Source organism: Pseudoruegeria sp. HB172150, assembly GCF_013184805.1.
GTDB lineage: Bacteria > Pseudomonadota > Alphaproteobacteria > Rhodobacterales > Rhodobacteraceae > Psychromarinibacter.
Window position 1 is genome coordinate 79,400 of sequence record NZ_JAATNG010000008.1, and the last position, 24,239, is coordinate 103,638.

At 66.3% G+C, this 24,239-nt stretch carries 17 protein-coding genes; 11 read left to right on the forward strand and 6 right to left on the reverse strand.

What is annotated here, in order from left to right; genetic code table 11:
• Positions 1 to 36: 36 nt before the first annotated feature.
• From HCO70_RS23760 to xdhA, 4 genes are read right to left on the reverse strand one after another with little or no spacing between them, the layout of a single operon-like run.
• Positions 37 to 1,560 carry an ABC transporter ATP-binding protein gene (locus tag HCO70_RS23760; protein WP_172300399.1) on the reverse strand — a complete coding sequence of 508 codons (1,524 nt, stop codon included), beginning with the start codon at positions 1,558 to 1,560 and terminating at the stop codon, positions 37 to 39.
• Between the two features lie 2 nt (positions 1,561 to 1,562).
• Positions 1,563 to 2,507 (reverse strand): xanthine dehydrogenase accessory protein XdhC, encoded by a 945-nt coding sequence (xdhC, locus tag HCO70_RS23765; RefSeq protein ID WP_172300400.1) that lies wholly within the window; start codon positions 2,505 to 2,507, stop codon positions 1,563 to 1,565.
• Positions 2,504 to 4,945, reverse strand: coding sequence for a xanthine dehydrogenase molybdopterin binding subunit (xdhB, locus tag HCO70_RS23770; RefSeq protein ID WP_172300401.1), 2,442 nt, complete (start codon positions 4,943 to 4,945; stop codon positions 2,504 to 2,506). Before xdhB ends, xdhC begins: the two co-directional genes overlap by 4 nt.
• Positions 4,942 to 6,321 (reverse strand): xanthine dehydrogenase small subunit, encoded by a 1,380-nt coding sequence (gene xdhA / locus HCO70_RS23775; RefSeq protein WP_172300402.1) that lies wholly within the window; start codon positions 6,319 to 6,321, stop codon positions 4,942 to 4,944. Before xdhA ends, xdhB begins: the two co-directional genes overlap by 4 nt.
• Before the next feature lie 329 nt (positions 6,322 to 6,650).
• On the opposite strand from xdhA, the gene HCO70_RS23780 reads away from it, so the two are divergent.
• Together HCO70_RS23780 and dnaE are read left to right on the forward strand one after the other, a co-directional pair.
• Positions 6,651 to 7,466 (forward strand): DUF6544 family protein, encoded by an 816-nt coding sequence (locus HCO70_RS23780; RefSeq protein WP_172300403.1) that lies wholly within the window; start codon positions 6,651 to 6,653, stop codon positions 7,464 to 7,466.
• Between the two features lie 170 nt (positions 7,467 to 7,636).
• A complete protein-coding gene (dnaE, locus tag HCO70_RS23785) occupies positions 7,637 to 11,164 on the forward strand; it encodes a DNA polymerase III subunit alpha (protein ID WP_172300404.1) in 3,528 nt (1,175 codons plus the stop codon).
• A gap of 125 nt (positions 11,165 to 11,289) precedes the next feature.
• Here the strand turns inward: dnaE and HCO70_RS23790 are convergent, their stop codons facing one another.
• A complete protein-coding gene (locus HCO70_RS23790; protein ID WP_172300405.1) occupies positions 11,290 to 11,499 on the reverse strand; it encodes a SlyX family protein in 210 nt (69 codons plus the stop codon).
• Between the two features lie 110 nt (positions 11,500 to 11,609).
• Between HCO70_RS23790 and hisS the strand changes: the two genes are divergently transcribed.
• The 3 genes from hisS to hisG are packed head-to-tail and all read left to right on the forward strand — an operon-like array spanning position 11,610 to position 14,871.
• Positions 11,610 to 13,082, forward strand: coding sequence for a histidine--tRNA ligase (gene hisS / locus HCO70_RS23795; protein WP_172300406.1), 1,473 nt, complete (start codon positions 11,610 to 11,612; stop codon positions 13,080 to 13,082).
• Positions 13,079 to 14,176 (forward strand): ATP phosphoribosyltransferase regulatory subunit, encoded by a 1,098-nt coding sequence (locus HCO70_RS23800; RefSeq protein ID WP_172300407.1) that lies wholly within the window; start codon positions 13,079 to 13,081, stop codon positions 14,174 to 14,176. Before hisS ends, HCO70_RS23800 begins: the two co-directional genes overlap by 4 nt.
• Positions 14,176 to 14,871, forward strand: a complete 696-nt coding sequence (gene hisG / locus HCO70_RS23805; protein ID WP_172300408.1) for an ATP phosphoribosyltransferase — start codon at positions 14,176 to 14,178, stop codon at positions 14,869 to 14,871. Before HCO70_RS23800 ends, hisG begins: the two co-directional genes overlap by 1 nt.
• 24 nt (positions 14,872 to 14,895) lie before the next feature.
• Here the strand turns inward: hisG and HCO70_RS23810 are convergent, their stop codons facing one another.
• Positions 14,896 to 15,327 (reverse strand): DUF1489 family protein, encoded by a 432-nt coding sequence (locus tag HCO70_RS23810; RefSeq protein WP_172300409.1) that lies wholly within the window; start codon positions 15,325 to 15,327, stop codon positions 14,896 to 14,898.
• 124 nt (positions 15,328 to 15,451) lie between these two features.
• Here HCO70_RS23810 and HCO70_RS23815 point away from each other — a divergent pair, with 124 nt between their 5' ends.
• The 6 genes from HCO70_RS23815 to HCO70_RS23840 all read left to right on the forward strand — a co-directional run bounded on the left by HCO70_RS23815 (position 15,452) and on the right by HCO70_RS23840 (position 24,238).
• Positions 15,452 to 17,740, forward strand: coding sequence for an adenosylcobalamin-dependent ribonucleoside-diphosphate reductase (locus HCO70_RS23815; RefSeq protein WP_172300410.1), 2,289 nt, complete (start codon positions 15,452 to 15,454; stop codon positions 17,738 to 17,740).
• A gap of 186 nt (positions 17,741 to 17,926) precedes the next feature.
• On the forward strand, positions 17,927 to 18,511 hold the full coding sequence (locus HCO70_RS23820) for an ANTAR domain-containing response regulator (protein ID WP_172300411.1): 585 nt from the start codon (positions 17,927 to 17,929) through the stop codon (positions 18,509 to 18,511).
• The gene (locus tag HCO70_RS23825) at positions 18,508 to 19,686 is read left to right on the forward strand and encodes an ABC transporter substrate-binding protein (protein ID WP_172300412.1); all 1,179 of its coding nucleotides are present in this window, start codon (positions 18,508 to 18,510) and stop codon (positions 19,684 to 19,686) included. The genes HCO70_RS23820 and HCO70_RS23825 overlap by 4 nt, the downstream gene beginning before the upstream one ends.
• Before the next feature lie 271 nt (positions 19,687 to 19,957).
• On the forward strand, positions 19,958 to 21,325 hold the full coding sequence (locus HCO70_RS23830; RefSeq protein ID WP_172300413.1) for a CmpA/NrtA family ABC transporter substrate-binding protein: 1,368 nt from the start codon (positions 19,958 to 19,960) through the stop codon (positions 21,323 to 21,325).
• Between the two features lie 86 nt (positions 21,326 to 21,411).
• On the forward strand, positions 21,412 to 22,497 hold the full coding sequence (locus HCO70_RS23835) for an ABC transporter permease (protein WP_172300414.1): 1,086 nt from the start codon (positions 21,412 to 21,414) through the stop codon (positions 22,495 to 22,497).
• Between the two features lie 43 nt (positions 22,498 to 22,540).
• A complete protein-coding gene (locus HCO70_RS23840) occupies positions 22,541 to 24,238 on the forward strand; it encodes an ABC transporter ATP-binding protein (protein ID WP_172300415.1) in 1,698 nt (565 codons plus the stop codon).
• The last annotated feature ends 1 nt before the right edge of the window (position 24,239 follow it).

Here is a 24,239-nt window from a genome sequence, read left to right on the forward strand (position 1 = left end):
CCGGCTTCCGGAATCGACTCAATGAGCCGGGCCCGGTCATGCATCGACATGGGCCACCTCCATGTCATGCGCGCCGCCCATCATCAGGCCGATCTCGTCCACCGTCAGTCCCTTCGCCGGCCGGGTCGGCGACAGCCGCCCCTCGTTCAGCGCGGCGAACCGGTCCGAGATCTCCATCAGCTCGTCGAGATCCTGCGAGATCACGACCAAGGCCGCGCCTTCAGCCGCAAGGTCCAGCAGAGCCTGACGGATCGCCGCCGCCGCGCTGGCGTCGACGCCCCAGGTCGGCTGGTTGACGACAAGACAGATCGGCCGCTGCAGGATCTCCCGGCCGACAACGAACTTCTGCAGGTTGCCGCCCGACAGCGAGCGCGCGGCGTTGGCCGGCCCCGGCGTGCGGACGTCGAAACGCTCGATGATCTTTTCGGCAAAGCTCTTCGCCGCCGGCCATTTCAGGAACCCGTTTGACACCAGCTCCTCTCGGATCGCGCCCGTCAGCAGTGCGTTCTCGGTCAGCGACATGTCCGGAGCGGCAGCGTGGCCAAGCCGTTCCTCCGGTGCCGCCAGCAGCCCCAGACGCCGCCGTGCGTTGGGGCCAAGCTGGCCCACCGGCTGCCCGTTGAGCTTAACCGCTTCCGCCGGTGACAGGGCCTCGCCCGACAGCGCGGCCAGCAATTCGTCCTGCCCGTTCCCCGCGACGCCGCCGATGCCCAGCACTTCGCCGGCATGCACCTGCAGGTCGATCTCCTTCAGCGAGGTCCCGAAAGGGTTCGCCGAGCGGAGCGACAGCGCAGTCAGGTCCAGGACAACGTCGCCCAGGGGCTTCTCCTCGCGCGACGGCGTGTGCAATGTCTGGCCCACCATCATCTCTGCCATCTCGCGGGCCGAGCTTTCCTTTGGATCGCAGGTCCCCACGACCTTGCCCAGCCGCAGGATCGTCGCCCCGTCGCACAGCGTGCGGATCTCTTCCAGCTTGTGCGAGATATAGAGGATAGAGGTGCCTTCGGCCTGCAGCTTCCTCAGCGTCTCGAACAGGATGTCGACCTCCTGCGGCGTCAGGACAGAGGTCGGCTCGTCCATGATCAGAAGCTTCGGGTCCTGCAGCAGGCAGCGGATGATCTCCACCCGCTGGCGTTCGCCCGCCGACAGGTCGCCGACCAGCCGGCCAGGATCGAGCGGCAGTCCATAGGTCTCGCTGACCTCCCGGATCCGCGCCGCCAATTCGCGCTGCTTTGGCGGATCCTCCATGCCCAGCGCGACGTTCTCCGCCACGTTCAGCGCCTCGAAAAGCGAGAAATGCTGGAACACCATCGCCACGCCCGCGGCCCGCGCCGCATGCGGTGTCGCGGGCTCGTAGGGCTGTCCCTTCATCAGCATCCGTCCGGAATCCGGCCGCACCAGCCCATAGATCATCTTCACCAGCGTAGACTTTCCGGCGCCGTTCTCGCCCAGCAGCGCATGCACCTCACCCGGCGCGATGGAGAAGGACACGTCGTCATTCGCCACCACGCCCGGATAGGCCTTGCGCAGCCCCTCTATGCTCAGAAGCGTCTCCGCCATTCTCAGCCCCCCTGTCCCTGCACCGCCGCCTGTTCCCCCGGCTTCGCCAGCATCTCCGCCGCGACACCCAGCGCGATGGCCTGCGGATGCTTGCCCAGCGCCGGGTCGCCAATCGGACAACGGATGCGCGCGATCTGCGCCTCGCTGTGGCCCAGCGCCTTCAGCCGCGACCGGAACCGCGCCCACTTCGTTTTCGACCCGATCAGCCCCGCCTGCCGGAAACCGTGCCCAAGCAGCCGGTGGCACAGCTCAAGGTCCAGCGTGTGGGAATACGTCAGAACCAGATGCTCCGCCTCCACTGGCGCATAACGCACCACGTCCGCCGGGTTCGCCGCGACAAGCTGCGTGATGCCGTCGGGAAGCGTTTCGGGGAACCGGTCGGCGCCGGTATCCACCCAGGTAATCGCGAAGTCCGGAAGTGGCGCCGTGACCGAGACGATGGCGCGCCCCACATGTCCCGCCCCGAAGACCCAGAGCGGGCGCGTCGCCTTCGCGACCGGCTCCAGCAGCCAGCCCGCCTGGAACAGCGTTTCCACCGGCGCCCCCGCGTTCCGCGCCTGTGCCGCCGCGCGCTTCAGCGCCAGCGCCATCTCCGACGCACCCTCAACCCTGCGCAGCACCACCGGCCCGTCCAGCGCCCCGACCCGCGCGGCATCGTAGCATTCGCAGACCAGCACCACCGCCCCGCCGCAGCATTGCGCCAGCGCCGGGCCGAGCGGCTTGCGCATCACCCGGTCACGGCCCTCCAACAGCGCCGCCCGTGCCTCCGCCGCAGCCTCGTACTCCAGCGCGCCGCCGCCGATCGTGCCCGACTGCCCGCCATCCCAGACCAGCATCGCCGTACCCGGCTCACGCGGGGCCGAGCCCTCGACGCCCGCCACCACGACACGCGCCACCGCCCCGTGCGCCGCCACGGCTGACTTGAGAGAGGCGATATCGAAGCTCACGCCGACCGCACCCGCTCGACCGCCGCCAGGATGCGTTCCGGCGTCGCGGGTGCATCCAGTGCCGGGTAAACATCCCCGCAGGCCGCCACAGCGTCCGACAGCGCCATGAACGCCGCGACACCCAGCATGAATGGCGGCTCGCCCACCGCCTTCGACCGATAGATCGTGTCCTCCCGGTTCCGCCCGGCGCTCCACAGATCGACGTTGAACACCGCGGGCCGGTCGGAACAGGCGGGGATCTTGTAGGTCGACGGCGCGTGGGTCGTCAGCCGCCCCTTCGCGTCCCAGACCAGCTCCTCCATCGTAAGCCAGCCCGCGCCCTGCACGTAACCGCCCTCGATCTGGCCGATATCCAGCGCCGGGTTCAGCGACGTGCCCACGTCATGCAGGATATCGCAGCGCAGGATTCGGTTCTCCCCGGTCAGGGTATCGATGACCACCTCCGTCACCGCCGCGCCATGGGCGAAATAGAAGAACGGCCGCCCGGTGCCCTTCACCCGGTCCCAGTTCAGCTTCGGCGTCTTGTAGAACCCCGTGGCCGACAGGCTGACGCGCCCGGCATAGCATTTCGCCGCCGCTTCCCCGAACGAGTACTCTGCGCCAGCCACAGCGACGCGGCCATCGGCGAAACTCACAGCCTCCGGCTCGGACTGATGCTCCGCCGCCAGGAACTCCGCCATCCGACCGCGGATCTCGTCGCAGGCCGCCTTCACTGCCATGCCGTTCAGGTCCGATCCGCTCGACGCGGCCGTCGCCGAGGTATTCGGCACCTTGCCGGTATCTGTCGCGGTGATCTTCACCATCTCCAGCGGCACGCCGAACCGCGCCGCCGCCACCTGCGCCACCTTCTGGAATAGCCCCTGTCCCATCTCGGTGCCGCCGTGGTTCATGTGGATCGAACCGTCCTGGTAGACATGCACCAGCGCGCCGGCCTGGTTCAGGTGGGTCAGCGTAAAGGAAATGCCGAACTTCACCGGGGTCAGCGCGATGCCCTTCTTCAGCACCGGGTTGGCGGCATTCCAAGCCGCCACCTCGGCCCGCCGCGCCGCGTAGCCCGAGCTATCCAGCAACTCTTCCAGCATCTCGTGCAGCACGAAATCCTCGACCGCCATGTGATAGGGCGTCGTCTGAACGCCGGGCGCATCCTCGGCTACCGCGCCACCCGGCGCCTCGTCCACCGCGCCAACCGAGCCGCGCGAGGCCAGATCGCGATGCGACCCGTCGACAGGCTCCGCCAGCTTCTTCTGGTCGGAAATATCCCGGGGGGTCTGGGGGGCTGGCCCCCCAGCGTCTTCCATCCCGCGATAGAAATTGATCCTCCGCACCTCCAGAGAATCCTTGCCCAGCGCGTGGGCGACGTGATCGACCACCCGCTCGATCCCCACCACGCCCTGCGGCCCGCCGAACCCGCGATAGGCGGTGGCGGACTGGGTATGGGTCTTCAGCCGATGCGACTCGATCCGGGCCGCCGGCAGGAAATATGCGTTGTCGGCATGCAGCATCGCGCGGTCGGCCACCGGCAGCGACAGGTCCATCGACCAGCCGCAGCGGCAGTACTGCACGAAATCAACGCCCGACAGACGGCCATCATCGTCGAACCCGACCCTGTAGGTGATCCGGAAGTCATGCCGCTTGCCGGTGATCGTCATGTCGTCGTCGCGATCATAGCGCATCTTGCAGGGCCGCCCGGTCAGCCGCGCCGCGACGGCGCAGGAACAGGCCAGTGCATTGCCCTGGCTTTCCTTGCCGCCGAAACCGCCGCCCATCCGCCGGGTCTCGACCCGCACCGAATGCATCGGCACGCCCAGCGCCTCGGCCACCTTGTGCTGGATTTCGGTCGGATGCTGGGTGGAGGAATGCACCACCATGTCGCCGCCTTCCTGCGGCAGGGCCAGCGCGGCCTGGCCTTCGAGGTAGAAATGCTCCTGCCCGCCCATCTCGATAGCGCCCTCGATCACGTGCGGCGCGGCGGCCAGCGCCGCGGCCACGTCGCCCTTGGACCAGATCACCGGGCCGTTCTCGAACCGGCTGTTGGCGGCCAGCGCATCGTCGATGGTCAACAGAGCAGGCAGTTCCTCGTACTCCACCTTCCCCAGCCGCGCCGCCTTGCGCGCGGCAAGGTGGGTTTCGGCGATGACGAGGAACAGCGGCTGGCCGAGGTAAAAAACCTCGCCCTCCGCCAGCATCGGCTCATCATGGGCCGAGGGTGAAACGTCGTTGGAGGCCGGCAGATCCCCGGCGGTCAGGACCGCGACGACACCCGGCGCGGCGCGCACCGCCGACAGGTCCATCGACACGATATTCCCGCGCGCGATGGTGCTGAGACCGAAAGCCAGCGAGAGCGTCCCGGCGGGAACCGGGATATCGTCGATATACCGGGCGCGGCCGGTGACGTGCAGCGCGGCGGCATCGTGCGGCAGGGCGGTGGCGACGCTCATGGCTGCACCTCCAGCACCCGGGGCAACGCGCCGGTATCCTCAAGGAAATAGCGCATCAGCATGTTGCGCGCGGCCTTCAGCCGGTACTCGGCAGAGGCACGCATGTCCGACAGCGGCGAGAAATCCTGCGCCCAGGCCTCGGCGGCGGCCTCGACCGTGTCCTGCAGCCAGGGCTTGCCGGTGATCGCCGCCTCGACATGGCCCGCGCGCTTCGGCACGCCGGCCATGCCGCCAAAGGCGATCCGCGCATCGGCGACCTTGCCGTCCTCGACGATGATGTTGAAACAGCCGCAGACGGCCGAAATATCCTGGTCGAACCGTTTCGACAGCTTGTAACAGCGCAGGCGGTCGGGCTGGCGCGGGAAGCTGACAGCTTCCACGAATTCGCCTTTCGCGCGGTCCTGCTTGCCGTAGTCGATAAAGAACTCTTCCAAAGGCAGCTCTCGCCGCGCGTCGCCCTTCCGCAGATGCAACGTCGCGCCCAGCGCGATCAGCGCCGGGGGGCTGTCACCGATGGGCGAACCGTTCGCGATATTGCCGCCGATGGTCGCCGCGTTGCGCACCTGGACCGAGCCATAGCGGCGGATCATCTCGGCGAAGCTCGGGTGCAGCCCGGCCATCGCCGTGCCGACATCGGTGACCGGCGTGACCGCACCAATGGTCACGCGGTCGTCGCCGGTACGGATGTATTTCAGGTCCTCGACCCCGCCAAGGAACGCGACCTCCGGCAGGTCCCGCAGCGCCTTGGTCACCCAGAGCCCCACATCGGTCGCACCGCCGACAAGCACCGCGTCGGGATGCTCCGCGTACCACGCCGCCAGCTCGTCCGACGATTTCGGCAGGGCAAAATCGTTCTTCTCACCACCGAGACCGTCGAGCTTCGACAGATCCTCGGTCATCCAGCCCGGCACCGGCTCCGCCGCGGCCGCCTCCGCCGCGCGCACGATCGGCGCGTAGCCGGTGCAGCGGCACAGGTTCCCCGCCAGCACGTCGTCAAAATCGGTGCGCCCGTTCAGGTGCCCGCAGGCCATCGACACGACGAATCCCGGCGTGCAGAAGCCGCATTGCGATCCGTGGTGGTCCACCATCGCCTGCTGCACCGGGTGCAGCTGTCCCTCAGGTCCCGACACACCCTCGACCGTGCGCACCGCCTTGCCGTGAAGCTGCGGCAGGAAGAGGATGCAGGCGTTCACCGATCTCGCGCCCTTCGCGTCGGTCACCATCACCGTGCAGGTGCCGCAGTCGCCCTCGTTGCAGCCTTCCTTGGTGCCGGTCAGCCCGCGACTCTCGCGCAGCCAGTCCAGCAGGGTCGTGGTGGGGGAAATATCGCTCAGAACGATCGGGTCGCCGTTTAGCAGAAACGCGATTTGGCCCATTCAAATTCCGGTGCCGCTGTCTGTTCATGCGGTTGTCCGCTTGCGCCCGGCCCGATGCGGCGGAAAGCCGGGCGCCCCCTGTCGAGAGCCAAGCAAAGCCGGTGTCTGCTCAATTGGCAAGCATTTCGGTCAGTGAAATCCGGCGCATCAACGCGGAAACTGGCAAAAAATGATGCAAGTGGCGCGGAATTGCGCAGGGTTGGGAGCCTGCGGAAAGTGACTGGAACCTGAACCCGGTCTGCGTGATAAGGTGCAGAAGCGGCATGCGCCTCTACCGATAGGTGCATAGCAAATGGGCGGAGTATGCAGATGCGGAGAGCACCGGGAACTTGGGACCTGCCCTGATCGTGATCGCCTGCCTGGCCGGCGTTCCGCTCGTTCTCATGGTGATACGGACCGCCGGCTTCGCTGCGCTGGTGCGCGGGCTGGAAGCGCGCCTAGAGGGTGCTACGCCGCAGGATGTCAGTGCGCGCCTGCCGCAGGAGGTCCGCGATTTCGCCCTGCGCAGCGATGCCACGCCGTCCGACATCGCATCCCGCGTGGAACTGACCCAGGTCGCCGAGCTGCAGCAATCGGCGGACGATCCCTGGCGGCTGCTCGAGGCCCGGCAGACCATCGTGACCGGCACGCCCGGTTTCGTCTGGGAAGCCTGGCGCGACATGGGGCCGCTGCCCAAGCTGCGGGTGGTCGACAGCTTCGTCGGCGGCAAGGGTCGCCTGCGGATCCAGCTTTTCGGCCTGTTCGTGCCCGTCGACGCGACCGGCCCGGATTTCGACCGTGGCGAGGCGCTTCGATACCTCGCCGAACTGCCCTGGACGCCCGACGCGATTCTCGGCAATGCGCAGCTTCGCTGGCGGATGACCGATACCGGATGGGCCGAGGTCTCGCTGGCCGTCTCCGGCAGGCCAGCCACCCTGCAATTCCGCTTCAAGGGCGGCGACATCGTCGAGTTCCGGGCCGAGAACCGGCCCGCGCTGAATGCCGAGGGCAAACTGGAACTGCGCGAATGGCGCGGCTACTTCCGCAACTACCGCATGATCGGCACACGCCGCGTGCCGTCCGAGGGCGAGGTCGGCTATGTCCGCAAAGGCAGTTACCGGCCGTATTTCCAAGGGCGGATCACCGGCTACGACACTGTGCACTAGCTGACACCTTGTTCAGCGGAGCGCCTGCGGCGCATTCTTTCTGGCACTTCGTGCGAATTGGGGGCTCTGCCCCCGTCGCTGCGCGACTCCCCCGGGATATTTTCGACCAGAAGAAGCATCAGGCGATTTTCCGGATTCCGTTCCGCGGGGCAGGCGGCTAGGCTGGCGCCATGACCACCCCCTCCTTCGTTCACCTGCGCCTTCACACTGAGTATTCCCTGCTGGAAGGCGCGGTTCCGGTGAAGAAACTGCCCGGCATGTGCGCCGCCGCCGGAATGCCCGCTGTCGCCGTGACCGACACCAACAACATGTTCTGCGCGCTGGAATTCTCGGTGATGGCCAGTGGGGCGGGGATCCAGCCGATCATCGGCTGCCAGATGGACGTGGATTACGATCCCGCCCAGCCCGGCGACAAGCCGCGGCCACCGGCGCCGGTGGTCCTGCTGGCGCAGAACGAGGCGGGCTACATGAACCTCATGAAGCTCAATTCCTGCGCCTATCTCGATGCGGGCGGCGCGCTGCCGGTGATCACGGTGGAGGAACTGTGCAGTCATGCCGAGGGCGTCATCTGCCTGACCGGCGGGCCGGACGGTCCGCTGGGCCGCCTGATCCGCGACGGGCAGCAGCCGAAACTGGAGATGCTGGCGGACCGGCTGGCGCGGGCGTTTCCCGGACGGCTCTATGTCGAACTGCAGCGGCATCCGGGACCGAACGGAGAGATCGGCGCGCAGGCCCGCACCGTCGAGCGCGGACATGTGGAACTGGCCTATGCCAAAGGCCTGCCGCTGGTCGCGACCAACGACGTCTATTTCCCGAAATCGGCCATGTATGAGGCGCATGACGCGCTGATCTGCATTGCCGACGGCGCCTATGTCGACCAGCAGGAGCCGCGCAGGCGGCTGACGGCGCAGCATTACTTCAAGACGCCGCAGGAGATGGCGGCGCTGTTCGCCGACCTGCCGGAGGCGCTGGAAAACACCGTGGAGATCGCGCGGCGCTGCGCCTTCAAGGCGGAAAAGCGCGACCCGATCCTGCCGCGTTTCGCCGATGACGAGGTGGAGGAACTGCGCCGGCAGGCGAACGAGGGTCTGAAGGAACGCCTCGCGGTGATCCCGCATGCGGCGACGCCGGAGGAATACCAGGCCCGGCTCGATTTCGAGCTTGGTATCATCGAGGGCATGGGTTTTCCCGGCTACTTCCTAATCGTGGCCGACTTCATCAAATGGGGGAAGGAGCACGATATCCCGGTGGGACCGGGCCGGGGCTCGGGCGCGGGCTCTCTCGTGGCCTACGCGCTGACCATCACCGACCTCGATCCCCTGCGCTATTCGCTGCTGTTCGAGCGGTTCCTGAACCCGGAACGCGTGTCGATGCCGGACTTCGACATCGACTTCTGCATGGACCGGCGCGAGGAGGTGATCGAATACGTCCAGCGCAAGTACGGGCGCGAGAAGGTGGCGCAGATCATCACCTTCGGCGCGCTCCTGTCCAAGGCCGCGGTGCGCGACGTCGGCCGGGTGCTGCAGATGCCCTACGGCCAGGTCGACAGGCTGTCCAAGATGATCCCCGTCGAGGGCGTGAAACCGGTCTCCATCGACAAGGCGCTGGCCGACGAGCCGCGCCTGCAGGACGAGATCCGCGAGACGGAACAGGACCGGCGCGACGGCAAGGTGAACCCGGCGCGGAGGCTGTTCGACTACGCGCAGAAGATCGAGGGGCTGCTCCGGAACGCCTCGACCCACGCGGCGGGCGTGGTGATCGGCGACCGTCCGCTGGATGAACTGGTGCCGCTCTATCAGGATCCGCGCTCGGACATGCCCGCGACCCAGTTCAACATGAAATGGGTGGAACCGGCGGGTCTGGTGAAGTTCGACTTCCTCGGGCTGAAGACGCTGACCGTGATCCAGAACGCGATGCAGCAGATCCACGGCCAGGGCCGCGATCTGCACATCGCGCCGGACGGCTCGCAGCTATACGAACCGGCTGCGGGCGCCGAGAACCAGATCAACGCGATCCCTCTGGACGACCAGAAGACCTACGACCTTTACGCCAGTGCCAAGACTGTGGCGGTGTTCCAGGTGGAAAGCTCGGGCATGATGGATGCGCTCCGCCGCATGAAGCCCACCTGCATCGAGGATATCGTGGCGCTGGTCGCGCTCTATCGTCCCGGCCCGATGGAGAACATTCCGAAATACTGCGAGGTCAAGAACGGGCTGTCCGAACGCGACCGGCTGCACCCCTCGATCGACCATATCCTGGACGAGACCCAGGGCATCATCGTCTACCAGGAACAGGTGATGCAGATCGCGCAGGAGATGGCGGGCTACACGCTGGGCGGCGCCGACCTGCTGCGCCGCGCGATGGGCAAGAAGATCCAGGAGGCGATGGACGCCGAGCGGCCGAAATTCATCGCCGGCGCCAAGGAGAACGGCGTCGACGACAAGAAGGCGCTCGAAGTCTGGAACCTGCTCGACAAGTTCGCGAACTACGGCTTCAACAAGTCCCACGCCGCCGCCTATGCCGTGGTCAGCTACCAGACCGCCTGGCTGAAGGCGAACCATCCGGTGGAGTTCATGTCGGGCGTCATGAACTGCGACATCCACCTGACCGACAAGCTGGCCGTCTATGCCGAGGAGATCCGCCGCAACCTGAAGATCGGAATCGTGCCGCCCTGCGTGAACCGGTCGCTGGCGACGTTCAGCGTGAAGGACGGCAAGGTCGTCTACGCGCTCGGCGCGCTGAAGAACGTGGGCGTCGAGGCGATGAACCTGATCGTCGAGGCGCGCGGTGAGAAAGCCTTCGTCAACCTCTACGACGTCGCCCGCCGGGTCGACCTGAAGCGGATCGGCAAGCGACCGATGGAAATGCTGGCGCGCGCCGGGGCCTTCGATCAGCTCGACCCGAACCGCCGCCGCGTCTTCGAGTCGCTCGACGCGCTGGTCGCTTATTCCGCAGCGATCCACGAGCAGAAGAACTCGAACCAGGTGTCGCTCTTCGGCGATGCGGGCGAGGACCTGCCCGAACCGCGCCTGTCGCCGGTCGAGGACTGGCTTCCGAACGAGCGGCTGCGCGAGGAGCATACCGCGATCGGCTTCTACCTGTCCGGGCATCCGCTGGACGATTACATGGGGCCTCTGAAGCGGCAGGACGTGAAGACGCTGGCCGAGGTCACGCAGCTGGCCGAACGCGGCGCGCTGGTGGCGAAGATGGCCGGCGCCGTGTCGGGCCGGCAGGAGCGGAAATCGGCGAAGGGCAACCGCTTCGCCTTCGCGCAGCTCTCCGATCCGTCGGGGCTGTACGAGGTGACGATCTTCTCCGACGTGCTGGAGGCATCGCGCGATTACCTCGAGACCGGCCAGAACGTGGTGCTGACGGTCGAGGCGACGATGGAATCGGATCAGCTGAAGCTGTTGGCGCGGGGGATCCAGCCGATCGACGCGGTGGCGGTGGATGCGGCGGGCATGGGCCTGAAGGTGTTCGTCGACCAGCTGGACGCGGTGCAGTCGGTGGCGGCCCTGCTGGAACGCGCCACCGCAGAGGCGAAAAGCCGGGCACGCGGGCCGGTGCAGTTCTGCCTGATGGCGCCGGACCTGCCGGGCGAGGTGGAGATCGACCTCGGCAAGGAGTTCCACATCAACCCGCAGATCAAGGGCGCGCTGAAGTCGCTGGGCGGGGTGGTGACGGTGGAGGACGCCTAGGGCGTTTCGGTTTTTTTGGAGAGCGCCGGGGGCTCTGCCCGTCGTCCATCGTGCTTGCACCGATGGCGCACAACGGACGACCCCCGGGATACTTATAGCCAGAAGAAGCAGGCGGGCCGTTAGTCTTACCAGTGCGGCGGTTTCTGATCGGCCAGCGGGATGGTGTTGGACGCTTCAGCCTCGCGCTCGGCCTCTTTTTCCATCAGCATGCCGAGGCGGCGTTTCAGCAGGGTGATCTCGCGCGCCTGCGACGCGACCTCGTCGGACAGGTCGTCCGCGACCCGCTGCAGATGCGCGAGCTTTTCTTCCAGGGCGGCGACTCGATCCTCGTCCATGGCGCTTCCCTACAACCCGGCGGCACCGCCGTCGAGCCGGGCATTCTTGCCCCCATCCCGGCCTTCGGATAGACCGCGCCGCGAAACGCACACCCAACGGAACCCGACCCATGGCCAAGCAGAAGAAACAGCCGCGCCCCAAGGCAGAGACGCCCAAAGGATTTCGCGACTATTTCGGCCATGAAGTGGCCGAGCGGCAGGAGATGCTGTCGAAGATCGCCGAGGTGTATCAGCGCTACGGCTACGACGCGCTGGAATCCTCCGCCGTCGAGACGGTCGAGGCGCTGGGCAAATTCCTTCCCGATGTCGACCGCCCGAACGAGGGCGTCTTTGCCTGGCAGGAGGACGACGACCAGACCTGGCTGGCGCTGCGCTACGATCTGACTGCACCGCTGGCTCGGGTCTACGCGCAGCACCGGAACGATCTGCCCACGCCTTACCGCCGCTACGCGATGGGGCCGGTCTGGCGCAACGAAAAGCCGGGGCCGGGCCGGTTCCGGCAGTTCTATCAGTGCGATGCCGATACGGTGGGCACCGCCTCTATGGCCGCCGATGCCGAAATCTGCGCGATGCTGGCCGACACGCTGGAAACCGTCGGCATTCCGCGCGGGGACTACATTGTGCGGGTGAACAACCGGAAGGTCCTGAACGGGGTGCTGGAGTCGATGAAGATCGACGAAGCCGGAACCCGCGATGCCGTCCTTCGCACCATCGACAAGTTCGACAAGGTCGGCGAGGCCGGGGTGCGCGAACTGCTGGGCAAGGGGCGGCTTGACGCTTCGGGCGCCTATATCGACGGTGTCGGCCTGTCCGATGCGCAGGCGGAGCCGGTGCTGAAGTTCCTGACCTCGCGTGCAGGGACGGTCGAGGAAACGCTCGCCAATCTGCGCGAGGCGGTGGGAGACAGCAACATGGGCGCAGAGGGCATTGCCGAACTGGTCGAGATCGCCGCGCTTCTCGACGCCCAAGGCTACGGCGAGGACCGCATCACCATCGACCCCTCCGTCGTCCGCGGCCTCGGCTACTATACCGGCCCCGTCTTCGAGGCGGAGCTGACCTTCGAGATCACCGACGAAAAAGGCCGTCCGCGCCAGTTCGGCTCAGTCGCCGGTGGCGGGCGCTATGACGACCTCGTCAAGCGCTTCACCGGGCAGGAGGTTCCGGCCACCGGCATCTCCATCGGTGTCGACCGCCTGCTCGCCGCGCTGCGCGCCAAGGGCCGGATCGGTGGCACGGCGCGGGGGCCGGTTCTTGTCACAGTAATGGACCGCGACCGCATGGCCGACTACCAGACCATGGCGGCGGAACTGCGCAATGCTGGCATCCGGGCAGAGGTCTATCTCGGCAACCCGAAGAATTTCGGCAACCAGCTGAAATACGCGGACCGGCGCGACAGCCCGCTTGCGATCATCGAAGGCGGCGACGAAAAGGACCGCGGCGTCGTCACGGTGAAGGACCTTGTGCTGGGCAAGGCGCTGGCCGAGAACATCCAGTCCAACGAGGAATGGAAGGAACAGCCCGCGCAGGAGGAAATCCAGCGCGGCGATCTGGTCTCCTACGTCGCCAAGAAGCTGGGGCAATGAGCGGCAATCAGGCGCTCGACGCCGAGATCGCGCGCCTGACGGCGGCGTTCCAGGCCGCCGGGGCGCAGCTTGTCGACCTGCCGGTTCTGCAGCCGGCCGAAACCCTGCTGGACCTCTACGGCGAGGATATCCGCGCGCGCGCCTACACAACCCGCGACCCGCTCGCGGGCGAGTTGATGCTGCGCCCGGACTTCACCGTCCCGGTGGTGCAGATGCACATGGCGGGCGGCGCGGACCCGGCGCGCTATGCCTATGCCGGCAAGGTCTTCCGCACCCAGGAACTCGACAGCGACCGTCCGCCGGAACATGACCAGGTGGGCTACGAGCTGTTCGACGGCGCCAACCCGATCTGGGCCGATGCCGAGGTTTTCGCGCTGTTCTCCGACACGCTGTCGGGCCTGCACCTCCGCGCCGCAACCGGCGATATCGGCGTGCTCGTCGCCGCGGTGAAAGGGCTTTCGGCACCCGACAGCCGCAAGGCCGCGCTCCTGCGCCACATCTGGCGGCCCCGCCGGTTCCGCTCGCTGCTCGACCGCTATTCGGGCCGCAGTCAGGTGCCGCAGGCGCGCGCCGCCCTGCTGGCCCGGCAGGCGCTGGGCGAGGATGTGGTGGCTGCTGCCGGCCCGCTGATCGGCCTGCGCAGCGCCGAGGAAATCGCGGAGCGTGTCGCGCTGCTGGCGGCGGACGCAAAGGAACCACCCCTTTCAGCCGCAGAGACCGACCTGCTCGACCAGATCGTCACCCTGCGAGAGACGGCTCCGATGGCGCTGGAACACCTGCGCGACATCGCGGTGGACCTGCCCGCGATCAGCCCCGCCGTCACCCGGCTGGAAAAGCGGCTGAACGCGCTGGCGAAACGTGGGATCGACGTCGCCGCGCTGGATTTCGAGGGCGGCTATGGCCGGACCTCGATGGAATATTACGACGGCTTCGTCTTCGGCTTCTACGCGGCCGGCCGGCCCGACCTGCCCCCTGTTGCCACCGGCGGCCGATACGACGCGCTGACCCGTGCGCTCGGCGGCGGCAAGGCAATCCCCGCGGTCGGCGGCGTGATCCGCCCGTCGCTGGTACTGCAGCTCAGGGGGGCGGTCTGATGGCGCTGAAGCTGGGGCTGCCGTCCAAGGGCCGCCTGATGGAAAAGACTTTCGACTGGTTCGGCGCGCATGGCGTGACGCTGACAAAGACCGGCTCGGACCGCGAGTATTCCGCGCGGGTCGACGGGGTGAAGGGCCTCGAACTGGTACTGCTCTCGGCAGGAGAGATCCCGCGAGAGCTGGAGACCGGGCGCATCCACCTCGGCGTCACCGGCACCGATCTCGTGCGCGAGAAACTGGCCCACTGGGACCAGAGCGTCGAAGAGCTGACGCCGCTGGGGTTCGGCCATGCCGACCTCGTGCTGGCGGTGCCGAAGGCCTGGGTGGATGTCGACAGCCTCGACGACCTCGACGCGGTGGCCGCCGCCTTCCGCAGGCGGCACGGCCACCGGATGCGCATCGCGACCAAGTATCACCGGCTGGTGCGGGACTTCCTGCGCGAGCATGGCGTCGCGGATTACCTGCTGGTGGACAGCCAGGGCGCGACCGAGGGCACGGTGAAGAATCTGACAGCCGAGGCGATCGCCGATATCACCTCTACCGGGGAAACCCTGCGGGCGAACCACCTGAAGATGCTCTCGGATGGCGTGATCCATCAGAGCCAGGCAACGCTGTTCCGGTCCCGCAAAGCGGTGCGGGACGAGGCCGAGATGGCGGCGTACCGGGCATTGTCCGACCGGCTGCGGTTGGGATAGCGCGCTCTCCTGGGGCCGAAGCGCTCAGCGCACCCCGATTTCCGCCAGCGCCGCGCTCAGTTCCGGCGGCAGGCTGTCCTCGCCGGTCTTCCCGCCGCGCAGGTCCGGCGGCGCCTCGTTCGGGGACAGATAGCGCCAGCCCTGAAACGGCCGTTTCGGCGCGGCGGCGGTGCGGTGCAGCTCCGGATCCAGAACGATGGCGCAGCGCCGGATACCGTCCTGCCGCACCACCTCGTCCAGCCGCAGCACCCGCTGGCGGCACTGCACGACGCCCTTGATCACCCAGTAGATACTGCCGCCGTTCAGGATCTCCGCCTCGCGCTTCGGCCACATCCGCGTGACATGCCGCGGCAGCCCGTCCGCCGTCTGCGCCCGCGGCAGGGCCTGCCACTGCGCCAGATCGTCGACAGACTCCGTCCCGACCGACAGCTTGATCAGGTGCGTGAATTTATCCACAGATTCGTCCCCAGTGGCCCCAGATATCGTAGCGCCCTGATGGGCAGCTGCAACTGCTTGTGGAAAACCAGCTGTTGATGGTCTATGTTGGAGCCTCCCGCCGACCGAGTCGAGGAATCACCGAATGACCCGCTTCGCCGCCCCGATCGCCGAGCAGATCTGGGACATGAAATACCGCCTGAAACAGGCAGACGGCACCGCCATCGACCAGACGGTCGAGGATAGCTGGCGCCGGATCGCCCGTGCCACGGCAGCGGTGGAGCAGGACCCGGCCGCGTGGGAGGACAGGTTCTATGCCGCGCTGGAAGATTTCCGCTTCCTCCCCGCGGGCCGCATCACCGCCGGTGCCGGCACCGACCGCTCCGTCACCCTGTTCAACTGCTTCGTCATGGGCACGATCCCGGACACGATGGGCGGCATCTTCGACGCCCTGAAAGAGGCCGCGCTGACCATGCAGCAGGGTGGCGGCATCGGCTATGACTTCTCGACCATCCGGCCCAAGGGCGCCGATGTGAAAGGTGTCGCCGCCGACGCTTCCGGCCCGCTCTCCTTCATGGACGTCTGGGACGCGATGTGCCGCACCATCATGTCCGCCGGATCGCGCCGCGGCGCGATGATGGCGACCATGCGCTGCGACCACCCCGACATCGAACAGTTCATCTCGGCCAAGTCCGACGCCGCGCGCCTGCGCAACTTCAACGTCTCGGTGCTGGTGACCGATGCGTTCATGGAGGCGGTGAAAGCCGACGGCTCGTGGGACCTCAAGTTCGGCGACAAGGTCTATCACACCGTCGAGGCGCGCGATCTGTGGAACCGGATCATGCGCGCCACCTACGACTATGCCGAACCGGGCGTGATCTTCATCGACCGCATCAACCAGCTCAACAACCTGAACTATGTCGAGACCATCGCCGCGACCAATCCCTGCGGCGAACAGCCCCTGCCACCCTACGGCGCATGCCTGCTGGGCTCGATCAACCTTGCCCGGCTGATCGACCGGCCCTTCGAGGACGGCGCGGACATCAACGCGGATGAACTGGACGACCTCGTCGCCACCGCGATCCGGATGATGGATAACGTGGTCGACGCCTCGCGCTTCCCGCTGCCGCAGCAGCGCGACGAGGCGCAGGCCAAGCGCCGCATCGGGCTTGGCGTTACCGGCCTCGCCGACGCACTGCTGATGATGGGCCTCCGCTACGGCTCCGAAGAAGCCGCGCAGCAGACCGAGGACTGGCTGCACCGCATCGCGCGCGCCGCCTATCTCGCCTCCGCGCACCTCGCCGCAGAGAAGGGCGCCTTCCCGCTCTACGACGCCGACAAATACCTCGCCAGCGAGTCGCTGAAACACATGGACGAGGACGTCCGCGCCGCGATCCGCGAGAATGGCATCCGCAACGCGCTGCTTACCTCCATCGCGCCCACCGGCACGATCAGTCTCTACGCGGGCAATGTCTCCTCCGGGATCGAGCCCGTCTTCGCCTATGCCTACACCCGCAAGGTGCTGCAAAAGGATGGCACAAAGACCGAGGAAGAAGTCGTCGACTACGCCGTCCAGATGTGGCGCGACAGGTTCGGCGACGCCGACCTGCCGGACCATTTCGTCAACGCCCAGACGCTGGCGCCGCTGGATCACGTCCGCATGCAGGCCGCCGCGCAGAAATGGGTCGACAGCTCGATCTCCAAGACGATCAACTGCCCCGAGGACATCTCCTTCGAGGCGTTCAAGCACGTCTATATGGAGGCCTACGAAACCGGCTGCAAAGGCTGCACCACCTATCGCCCGAACGAGGTGACGGGGTCCGTGCTGACCGTGTCCGAGACCAAGGACGACGCGCCCGAGGTCATCTCGCTGACCGGTGCCGAACCGCAGACGCCCCATGGCGATGTCGTCTACATCTCCGAACCGCTCGACCGGCCGCAACAGCTCGAGGGCCAGACCTACAAGCTGAAATGGCCGGACAGCGAGCACGCGATCTACGTCACGATCAACGACATCATCCTGAACGGCCACCGCCGCCCCTTCGAGATCTTCATCAACTCGAAGAACATGGAGCATTTCGCCTGGACGGTCGCGCTGACCCGCATGATCTCGGCCGTGTTCCGGCGCGGCGGTGACGTGTCCTTCGTTGTCGAGGAACTGAAGGCCGTCTTCGACCCGCGCGGCGGCGCATGGGTGCAGGGCAAGTACATCCCCTCGATCCTCGCCGCCATCGGCGGCGTCATCGAGCGTCACCTGATCGCCATCGGCTTCCTCGAGGGCGAGGGTCTGGGCCTGAAATCCGACCCGCAGGCGGACGTGGTGAACCTGAACGGCGGCCGCGGCAAATCCTGCTCCTCCTGCGGCTCCTACGACATGCGGATGGTCGAAGGCTGCATGACCTGTATGAACTGCGGCTATTCGAAGTGCGGGTGATGGCAGTTCGGGTGCATTGAGCACACGACTTCGGCTCACCAATTGTGATGCGAATTCCGCTCCCCGAATGATCGGCGACCAATTAACCTGGCCTTTGTACGAGCGGTTACCGGACCGCCGCCGGCGTCCGTAGCTGCATCGCGGAATTCAGTTGCTGCAGGTGCAGCACTGACACATAGTCGTGGGATGGACGAGTTGCTGTCGATCATTGTCGTCGAGCCGGATCGCGACCGCGCAATGCTGATCGTCGACAGCCTGCGGGGGGCAGGCGATTTCGACATCCACGTGATTTCCGAGGTCACCGGTCTTGCGCGCCATATCAAAAGCCACAACCCCGATGTCGTCCTGATCGACATCGAGAACCCGTCCCGCGACATGCTGGAGGAGCTGACGCTTGCCTCCGGTCCGCTGGAACGCCCGGTGGCCATGTTCGTGGACCGCTCCGCCGACGGGCTGACCGACGCGGCCATCGAGGCCGGCGTGTCCGCCTACGTGGTCGACGGGCTGAAACCAGACCGGGTGAAGCCCGTGCTCGACGCCGCCATCGCCCGGTTCCGGATGTTCCAGCGCATGCGCACCGAACTGGCCGAGACCAAGCGCGCGCTGGAAGAACGCAAGGTGATCGACCGCGCCAAGGGCATGCTGATGAAGGCCAAGGGCCTGAACGAGGAAGAGGCCTACGCGCTCCTGCGCAAGACCGCGATGGATCAGGGGCGCAGGGTTGCCGACGTGGCGCAGGCGCTGGTGACGGCGGCGGGGCTTCTGTCGTGACACCGACGCGGTTATCGGTCGGGTTCATCCCGCTTATCGATGCGGTGCCGCTGATCGCGGCGCAGGAGATGGGTTTTGCCGGCGAAGAGGGCATCACCCTCGACCTCGTCGCCGCGCCGTCATGGTCCTCGCTGCGCGACATGCTGGTCTTCGGACGGGTGCAGGCGGCGCATATGCTCGCCCCGGTTCCGGTGGCGGCGGCGCTGGGACTTGGCGGAACCGGTTCCGCGATTTCGGCGGTGTCGGTCCTGTCGGTCAACGGCAACACCATCGGTGTCAGCCGCGAGCTTGCGGCGCGGCTGCGCGGCGCGGGCCACGATTTCGGGTTCCACGATGCCACGGCGGCGGGCAGGGCGCTGATCGCGGCCGCGCCCGCACCGCTACGGATCGGCGTGCCGTTCCCGTTCTCGATGCATGCCGAGCTTCTGTACTACTGGCTGTCCGCACTGGGCCTGCCGGCGCCGCAGGGCGTCGACATCAAGACGGTGCCGCCGCCGCTGATGGCGGATGCCATAGCGGCGGGTGAAATCGACGCGTTCTGCGTCGGCGCTCCATGGGGCTCCATCGCGGTGGAACAGGGCGTGGGGGAGCTGCTGTTGCCGACCTCTGCGATCTGGAGCTTCGCGCCCGAGAAGGTGCTTGCCGTGCGAACCGACTGGGCCACCGCCGAAGAGGCGCTGCTTGGCCGGCTGATCCGCGCGGTCTGGCGCGCCGGGCGCTGGCTGGACGAACCGGGAACCCGCAGCCTTGCCGCCGAGATCCTGTCGCGCCCGGAATACCTCAACGTCGATGCCGAGATACTCGACCGGGGGTTGACCGGGAGCCTCACGATCAGCCCCGCCGGCGACATGCGCGAGGTCCCGGGCTTCATGGAGTTCCACCGGGGCGCCGCCGGGTTCCCGTGGCGCAGCCAGGCGGAATGGATCGCGTTGCAGCTTGCCGCGCGTACCGGGCTCGACCGCACCACCGCCGGGCGGGCAGGACGCACCACGTTCCGGTCCGATATCTACCGGGCGGCGCTGGGCGGCACCAAGGCAGATCTGCCCGGCGCATCCTCGAAACTGGAGGGCGCGCTGGAGGCGGAAACCGCCGTCGCGTCGGAAAGCGGGCGCCTGTTTCTGCGTCCGAACTTGTTCTTCGACCGCCGCATTTTTGATCCCGACGCGCCGGTCTGACCGGAAATTGTGCAGCCGCAGCAGCCAGTCGCGGCCGTTTTCCAAATATGAACGCGAATCGGAGCTTTTTATTGATTCGCGAAACGAATCGCCGCATGAGACAGGTGTCGACAGGCAACGGCGCCGTCGAACGAAATTCTCCCAAAGATCGGGTGTACTGAGCGCAGCTGCTCGACGTCTCGCTATGAACGCGAGGTTCGTCAGCGGCTTTTTTCGTTTGCCCGTCGGGACTTGAAGGACTCACGGGCGCAGACCTTAGGGAAACCGACCCATGAAGAACCTGCTACTTTCGTTCGCCGTTTCGTCCGTTGTGGCGACTGCGGCCTCCGCCCAGATGCTGGAACTGGAAAAGGACGAGCTGACCTTCGGCTTCATCAAGCTGACAGACATGGCGCCACTCGCGGTGGCCTATGAACAGGGCTATTTCCTCGACGAAGGGCTCTTCGTCACGCTGGAAGCCCAAGCCAACTGGAAGGTGCTGCTGGACGGCGTGATCGACGGTCAGCTTGACGGCGCGCATATGCTGGCGGGTCAGCCTCTGGCTGCCACCATCGGCTTCGGCACCGAGGCACATATCATCACCCCCTTCTCGATGGACCTGAACGGCAACGGCATTACCGTGTCGAACGAAATCTGGGAGCAGATGAAACCGAACATCCCGACCAATGCGGATGGCCTGCCGCAGCATCCGATCAGCGCCGCCGCGCTGGCCCCGGTGGTCGAGGACTACAAGTCCCAGGGCAAGCCCTTCAACATGGGCATGGTCTTCCCGGTTTCTACGCACAACTATGAGCTGCGTTACTGGCTGGCCGCCGGCGGGCTGCACCCGGGCTTTTACAGCCCCGAGAACATCACCGGCCAGATCAACGCTGACGTGCTGCTCTCCGTTACCCCGCCGCCGCAGATGCCGGCGACGCTCGAAGCCGGAACGATCTATGGCTACTGCGTCGGCGAGCCGTGGAACCAGCAGGCTGTGTTCAAGGGCATCGGCGTGCCGGTGATCACCGACTACGAGCTGTGGAAGAACAACCCCGAGAAGGTGTTTGGCATTACCGCCGAATTCGCCGAGCAGTATCCGAACACGACGCTGGCCGTAACCAAGGCTCTGATCCGCGCCGCGATCTGGCTGGACGAGAACGACAACGCCAACCGCATGGCCGCCGTCGAGATCCTGTCGCAGCCTGAATACGTGGGCGCCGACGCCGAGGTGATCGCCAACTCCATGACCGGCACCTTCGAATACGAAAAGGGCGACAAGCGCGAGGTTCCGGACTTCAACGTCTTCTTCCGCTACAACGCGACCTATCCCTTCTATTCCGACGCGGTCTGGTACCTGACCCAGATGCGCCGCTGGGGCCAGATCGCCGAGGCGAAGGACGACACCTGGTACGACGAGGTCGCCAGGAATGTTTACCGCCCCGACATCTACCTCGACGCCGCCCGCCTGCTGGTGGACGAGGGTCTGGCCGATGAAGCCGACTTCCCCTGGGACAGCGACGGCTACAAGGAAGCGACCCCGGCCGAGGATATCATCGACGGTATCCCCTATGACGGCCGCTCGCCGAACGCCTATCTCGACAGCCTGCCGATCGGCCTGAAAGGCGAAGAGAAGATCGTCGGCAACGAGGTTCAGGGCTGAGCCCTCGCGGGGCGCTCCCGATCCCGGCGAGCGCCCCGGCACACCGCACATAGCCAACCCGAGACTTCCGAGCTGAGGACCAGCCAATGACCGCCATTGACCCCACCGGGCTGAATGCCGCTGCCGACCGCGAGGCGCGCCGGGCCCGGACATTCACCCGCATCAACAAGGCCGACAAATGGTTCCAGGTCCTCGGGCTTGCCTGGATCACCCCGGTCCTGAAAGCCGCCGCCGGCGACAACCCGAAAGCCCAGATGAAGGAAATCTGGCGCCTGCTGCTGGTGCCGATCCTGTCGATCCTCGCGTTTCTGGTGCTCTGGGGCACGCTTGCCCCGCAGGTCCAGACATCCCTTGGTGCCGTCCCCGGGCCGGCTCAGGTCTGGGAAGAGGCGGTGAACCTGCACCACGATGCGCAGGCCAAGGCCGCCAAGCGCGAGAAATTCGAGGACATGGTCGCGCAGCGAAACGAAAAGCTGATCGCCGCTGGTCGCGCCGACGAGGTCAAGACCGTCGCCTATACCGGGGCGCCGAGCTACTACGAACAGATCTGGACCTCGATCAAGACCGTATTCTTCGGCTTCCTGATCGCCACCGCCGTCGCCGTGCCGCTGGGCATCCTCTCGGGCCTGTCGCCCATCGCGAATTCTGCGCTGAACCCGCTGATCCAGATCTTCAAGCCGGTCTCGCCGCTGGCCTGGCTGCCAATCGTGACGATGGTCGTCTCGGCCCTTTACACCACCGATGACGGCCTCTTCGCGAAATCCTTCCTCGTCTCGGCGATCACCGTGACGCTCTGCTCGCTCTGGCCGACGCTGATCAACACCTCGCTCGGCGTGGCGTCCATCGACAAGGATCTCGTCAACGTCTCCAAGGTCCTGAAGATGGGCACCTGGACCAAGATCACCAAGCTGGTCCTGCCCTCCGCCCTGCCGCTGATCTTCACCGGTCTGCGCCTGTCGCTCGGTGTCGGCTGGATGGTCCTGATCGCCGCGGAAATGCTCGCCCAGAACCCGGGCCTCGGCAAGTTTGTCTGGGACGAGTTCCAGAACGGCAGCTCCAGCTCGCTCGCCAAGATCATGGTCGCCGTCTTCACCATCGGCATCATCGGCTTCCTGCTGGACCGCGTGATGTACGCCCTCCAGTCCCTCTTCACCTTCTCGAACAACCGCTGAGCGGCGCTCAGGCAGCGAAGCGACAGCGCGAAAGGAAATGCAGATGAGCATCCTCAGGTTCGACAACGTCTCGAAGAGCTTCGGCGAAGGCACCTCGCGCGCCGAGGTCCTGAAGAACATCGACCTCGACGTCCGCGAAGGCGAGTTCCTGGTCCTGCTGGGCTTCTCGGGCACCGGCAAGACCACCCTGATCAACCTGATGGCGGGGCTGGAAAAGCCCACCACCGGCAGCGTGACCTTCAAGGGCAAGCCCGTCGACGGCCCGGGCCGCGAGCGTGGCGTGATCTTCCAGAACTACTCGCTGATGCCGTGGCTGACGGTGAACGGCAATGTGGGTCTGGCGGTCGACACGGTCTTTCCCGGACTGTCCAGGGCGGAGCGCGCCGAGAAGGTCGCCCAGTACGTCAGAATGGTCGGCCTGTCCCATGCCACCACCCGCCGCCCTGCGGAACTCTCCGGCGGCATGCGCCAGCGCGTGAACGTCGCGCGGGCGCTGGCGATGAGCCCCGAGATGCTGCTGCTGGACGAGCCGCTTTCCGCGCTGGACGCGCTGACGCGCGCGAACCTCGCCGACGAGATCGAGCATATCTGGGAGCAGGACAAGAAGACCTGCGTCCTGATCACCAACGACGTGGACGAGGCGATTATCCTCGCCGACCGCATCATCGCCCTGAACCCCGACGGAACGCTGGGAGAGACCTTCGAGGTCGACATCCCGCGCCCGCGCGACCGGGGCGAGATGAACCACCACGACGGCTTCAAGACGCTGCGCGCCGACGTCACCACCTACCTGATGGATGTGGGGATCAAGGCGAAGGTCGAAGGCAGCAAGCTCCTGCCCAACGTAACGCCGATCCACGGCCTGCCAAGCGCTGTCGTCAAGGCGACCGAAGGCATGGTCGAGGAACGCTTCCTCGACTTCAGCCAGCTGCACAAGATCTATCCGACACCCAAGGGGCCGCTGACCGTGGTCGAGGACTTCAACCTGAAAATGAACAAGGGAGAGTTCGTCTCGCTGATCGGCCATTCGGGCTGCGGCAAGTCCACGGTCCTGACGATGGCGGCCGGGCTCAACGGCATTTCCAAAGGCGCGATCAAACTGGATGGCCGCCATGTGGAAGGCGCCGACCCCGAACGCGCGGTGGTGTTCCAGTCGCCGTCGCTGTTCCCGTGGCTCACCGCAAAGGAGAACGTCAGTGTCGGCGTCGACCGTGTCTATCCCAAGGCCACCCAGGCCGAGCGCCAGGATGTGGTTGAGTATTACCTTGAGAGGGTCGGTCTCGCTGACTCTATGGATAAGCCCGCCAGCGATCTCTCGAACGGGATGAAACAGCGTGTGGGCATCGCACGCGCCTTCGCCCTGTCGCCCAAGCTTCTGCTGCTCGACGAGCCCTTCGGCATGCTCGACAGTCTGACGCGCTGGGAACTGCAGGAAGTCCTGATGGAAGTCTGGTCGCGCACCAAGGTGACCGCGATCTGCGTCACCCATGACGTGGACGAGGCGATCCTGCTGGCCGATCGGGTGGTCATGATGACCAACGGTCCGCAGGCGACCATCGGCAAGATCGTGAATGTCGACCTGCCGCGCCCGCGCACCCGCAAGGCGCTGCTGGAGCACCCCGATTACTACCTCTACCGCGAGCAGGTCCTGAACTTCCTCGAGGAATACGAGCACGGCGCCAAGGGCAAGTCCGCCGAAACGAAACCGGCGGAACAGTCCGCGAAGAAGAAGGCAGCCTGAT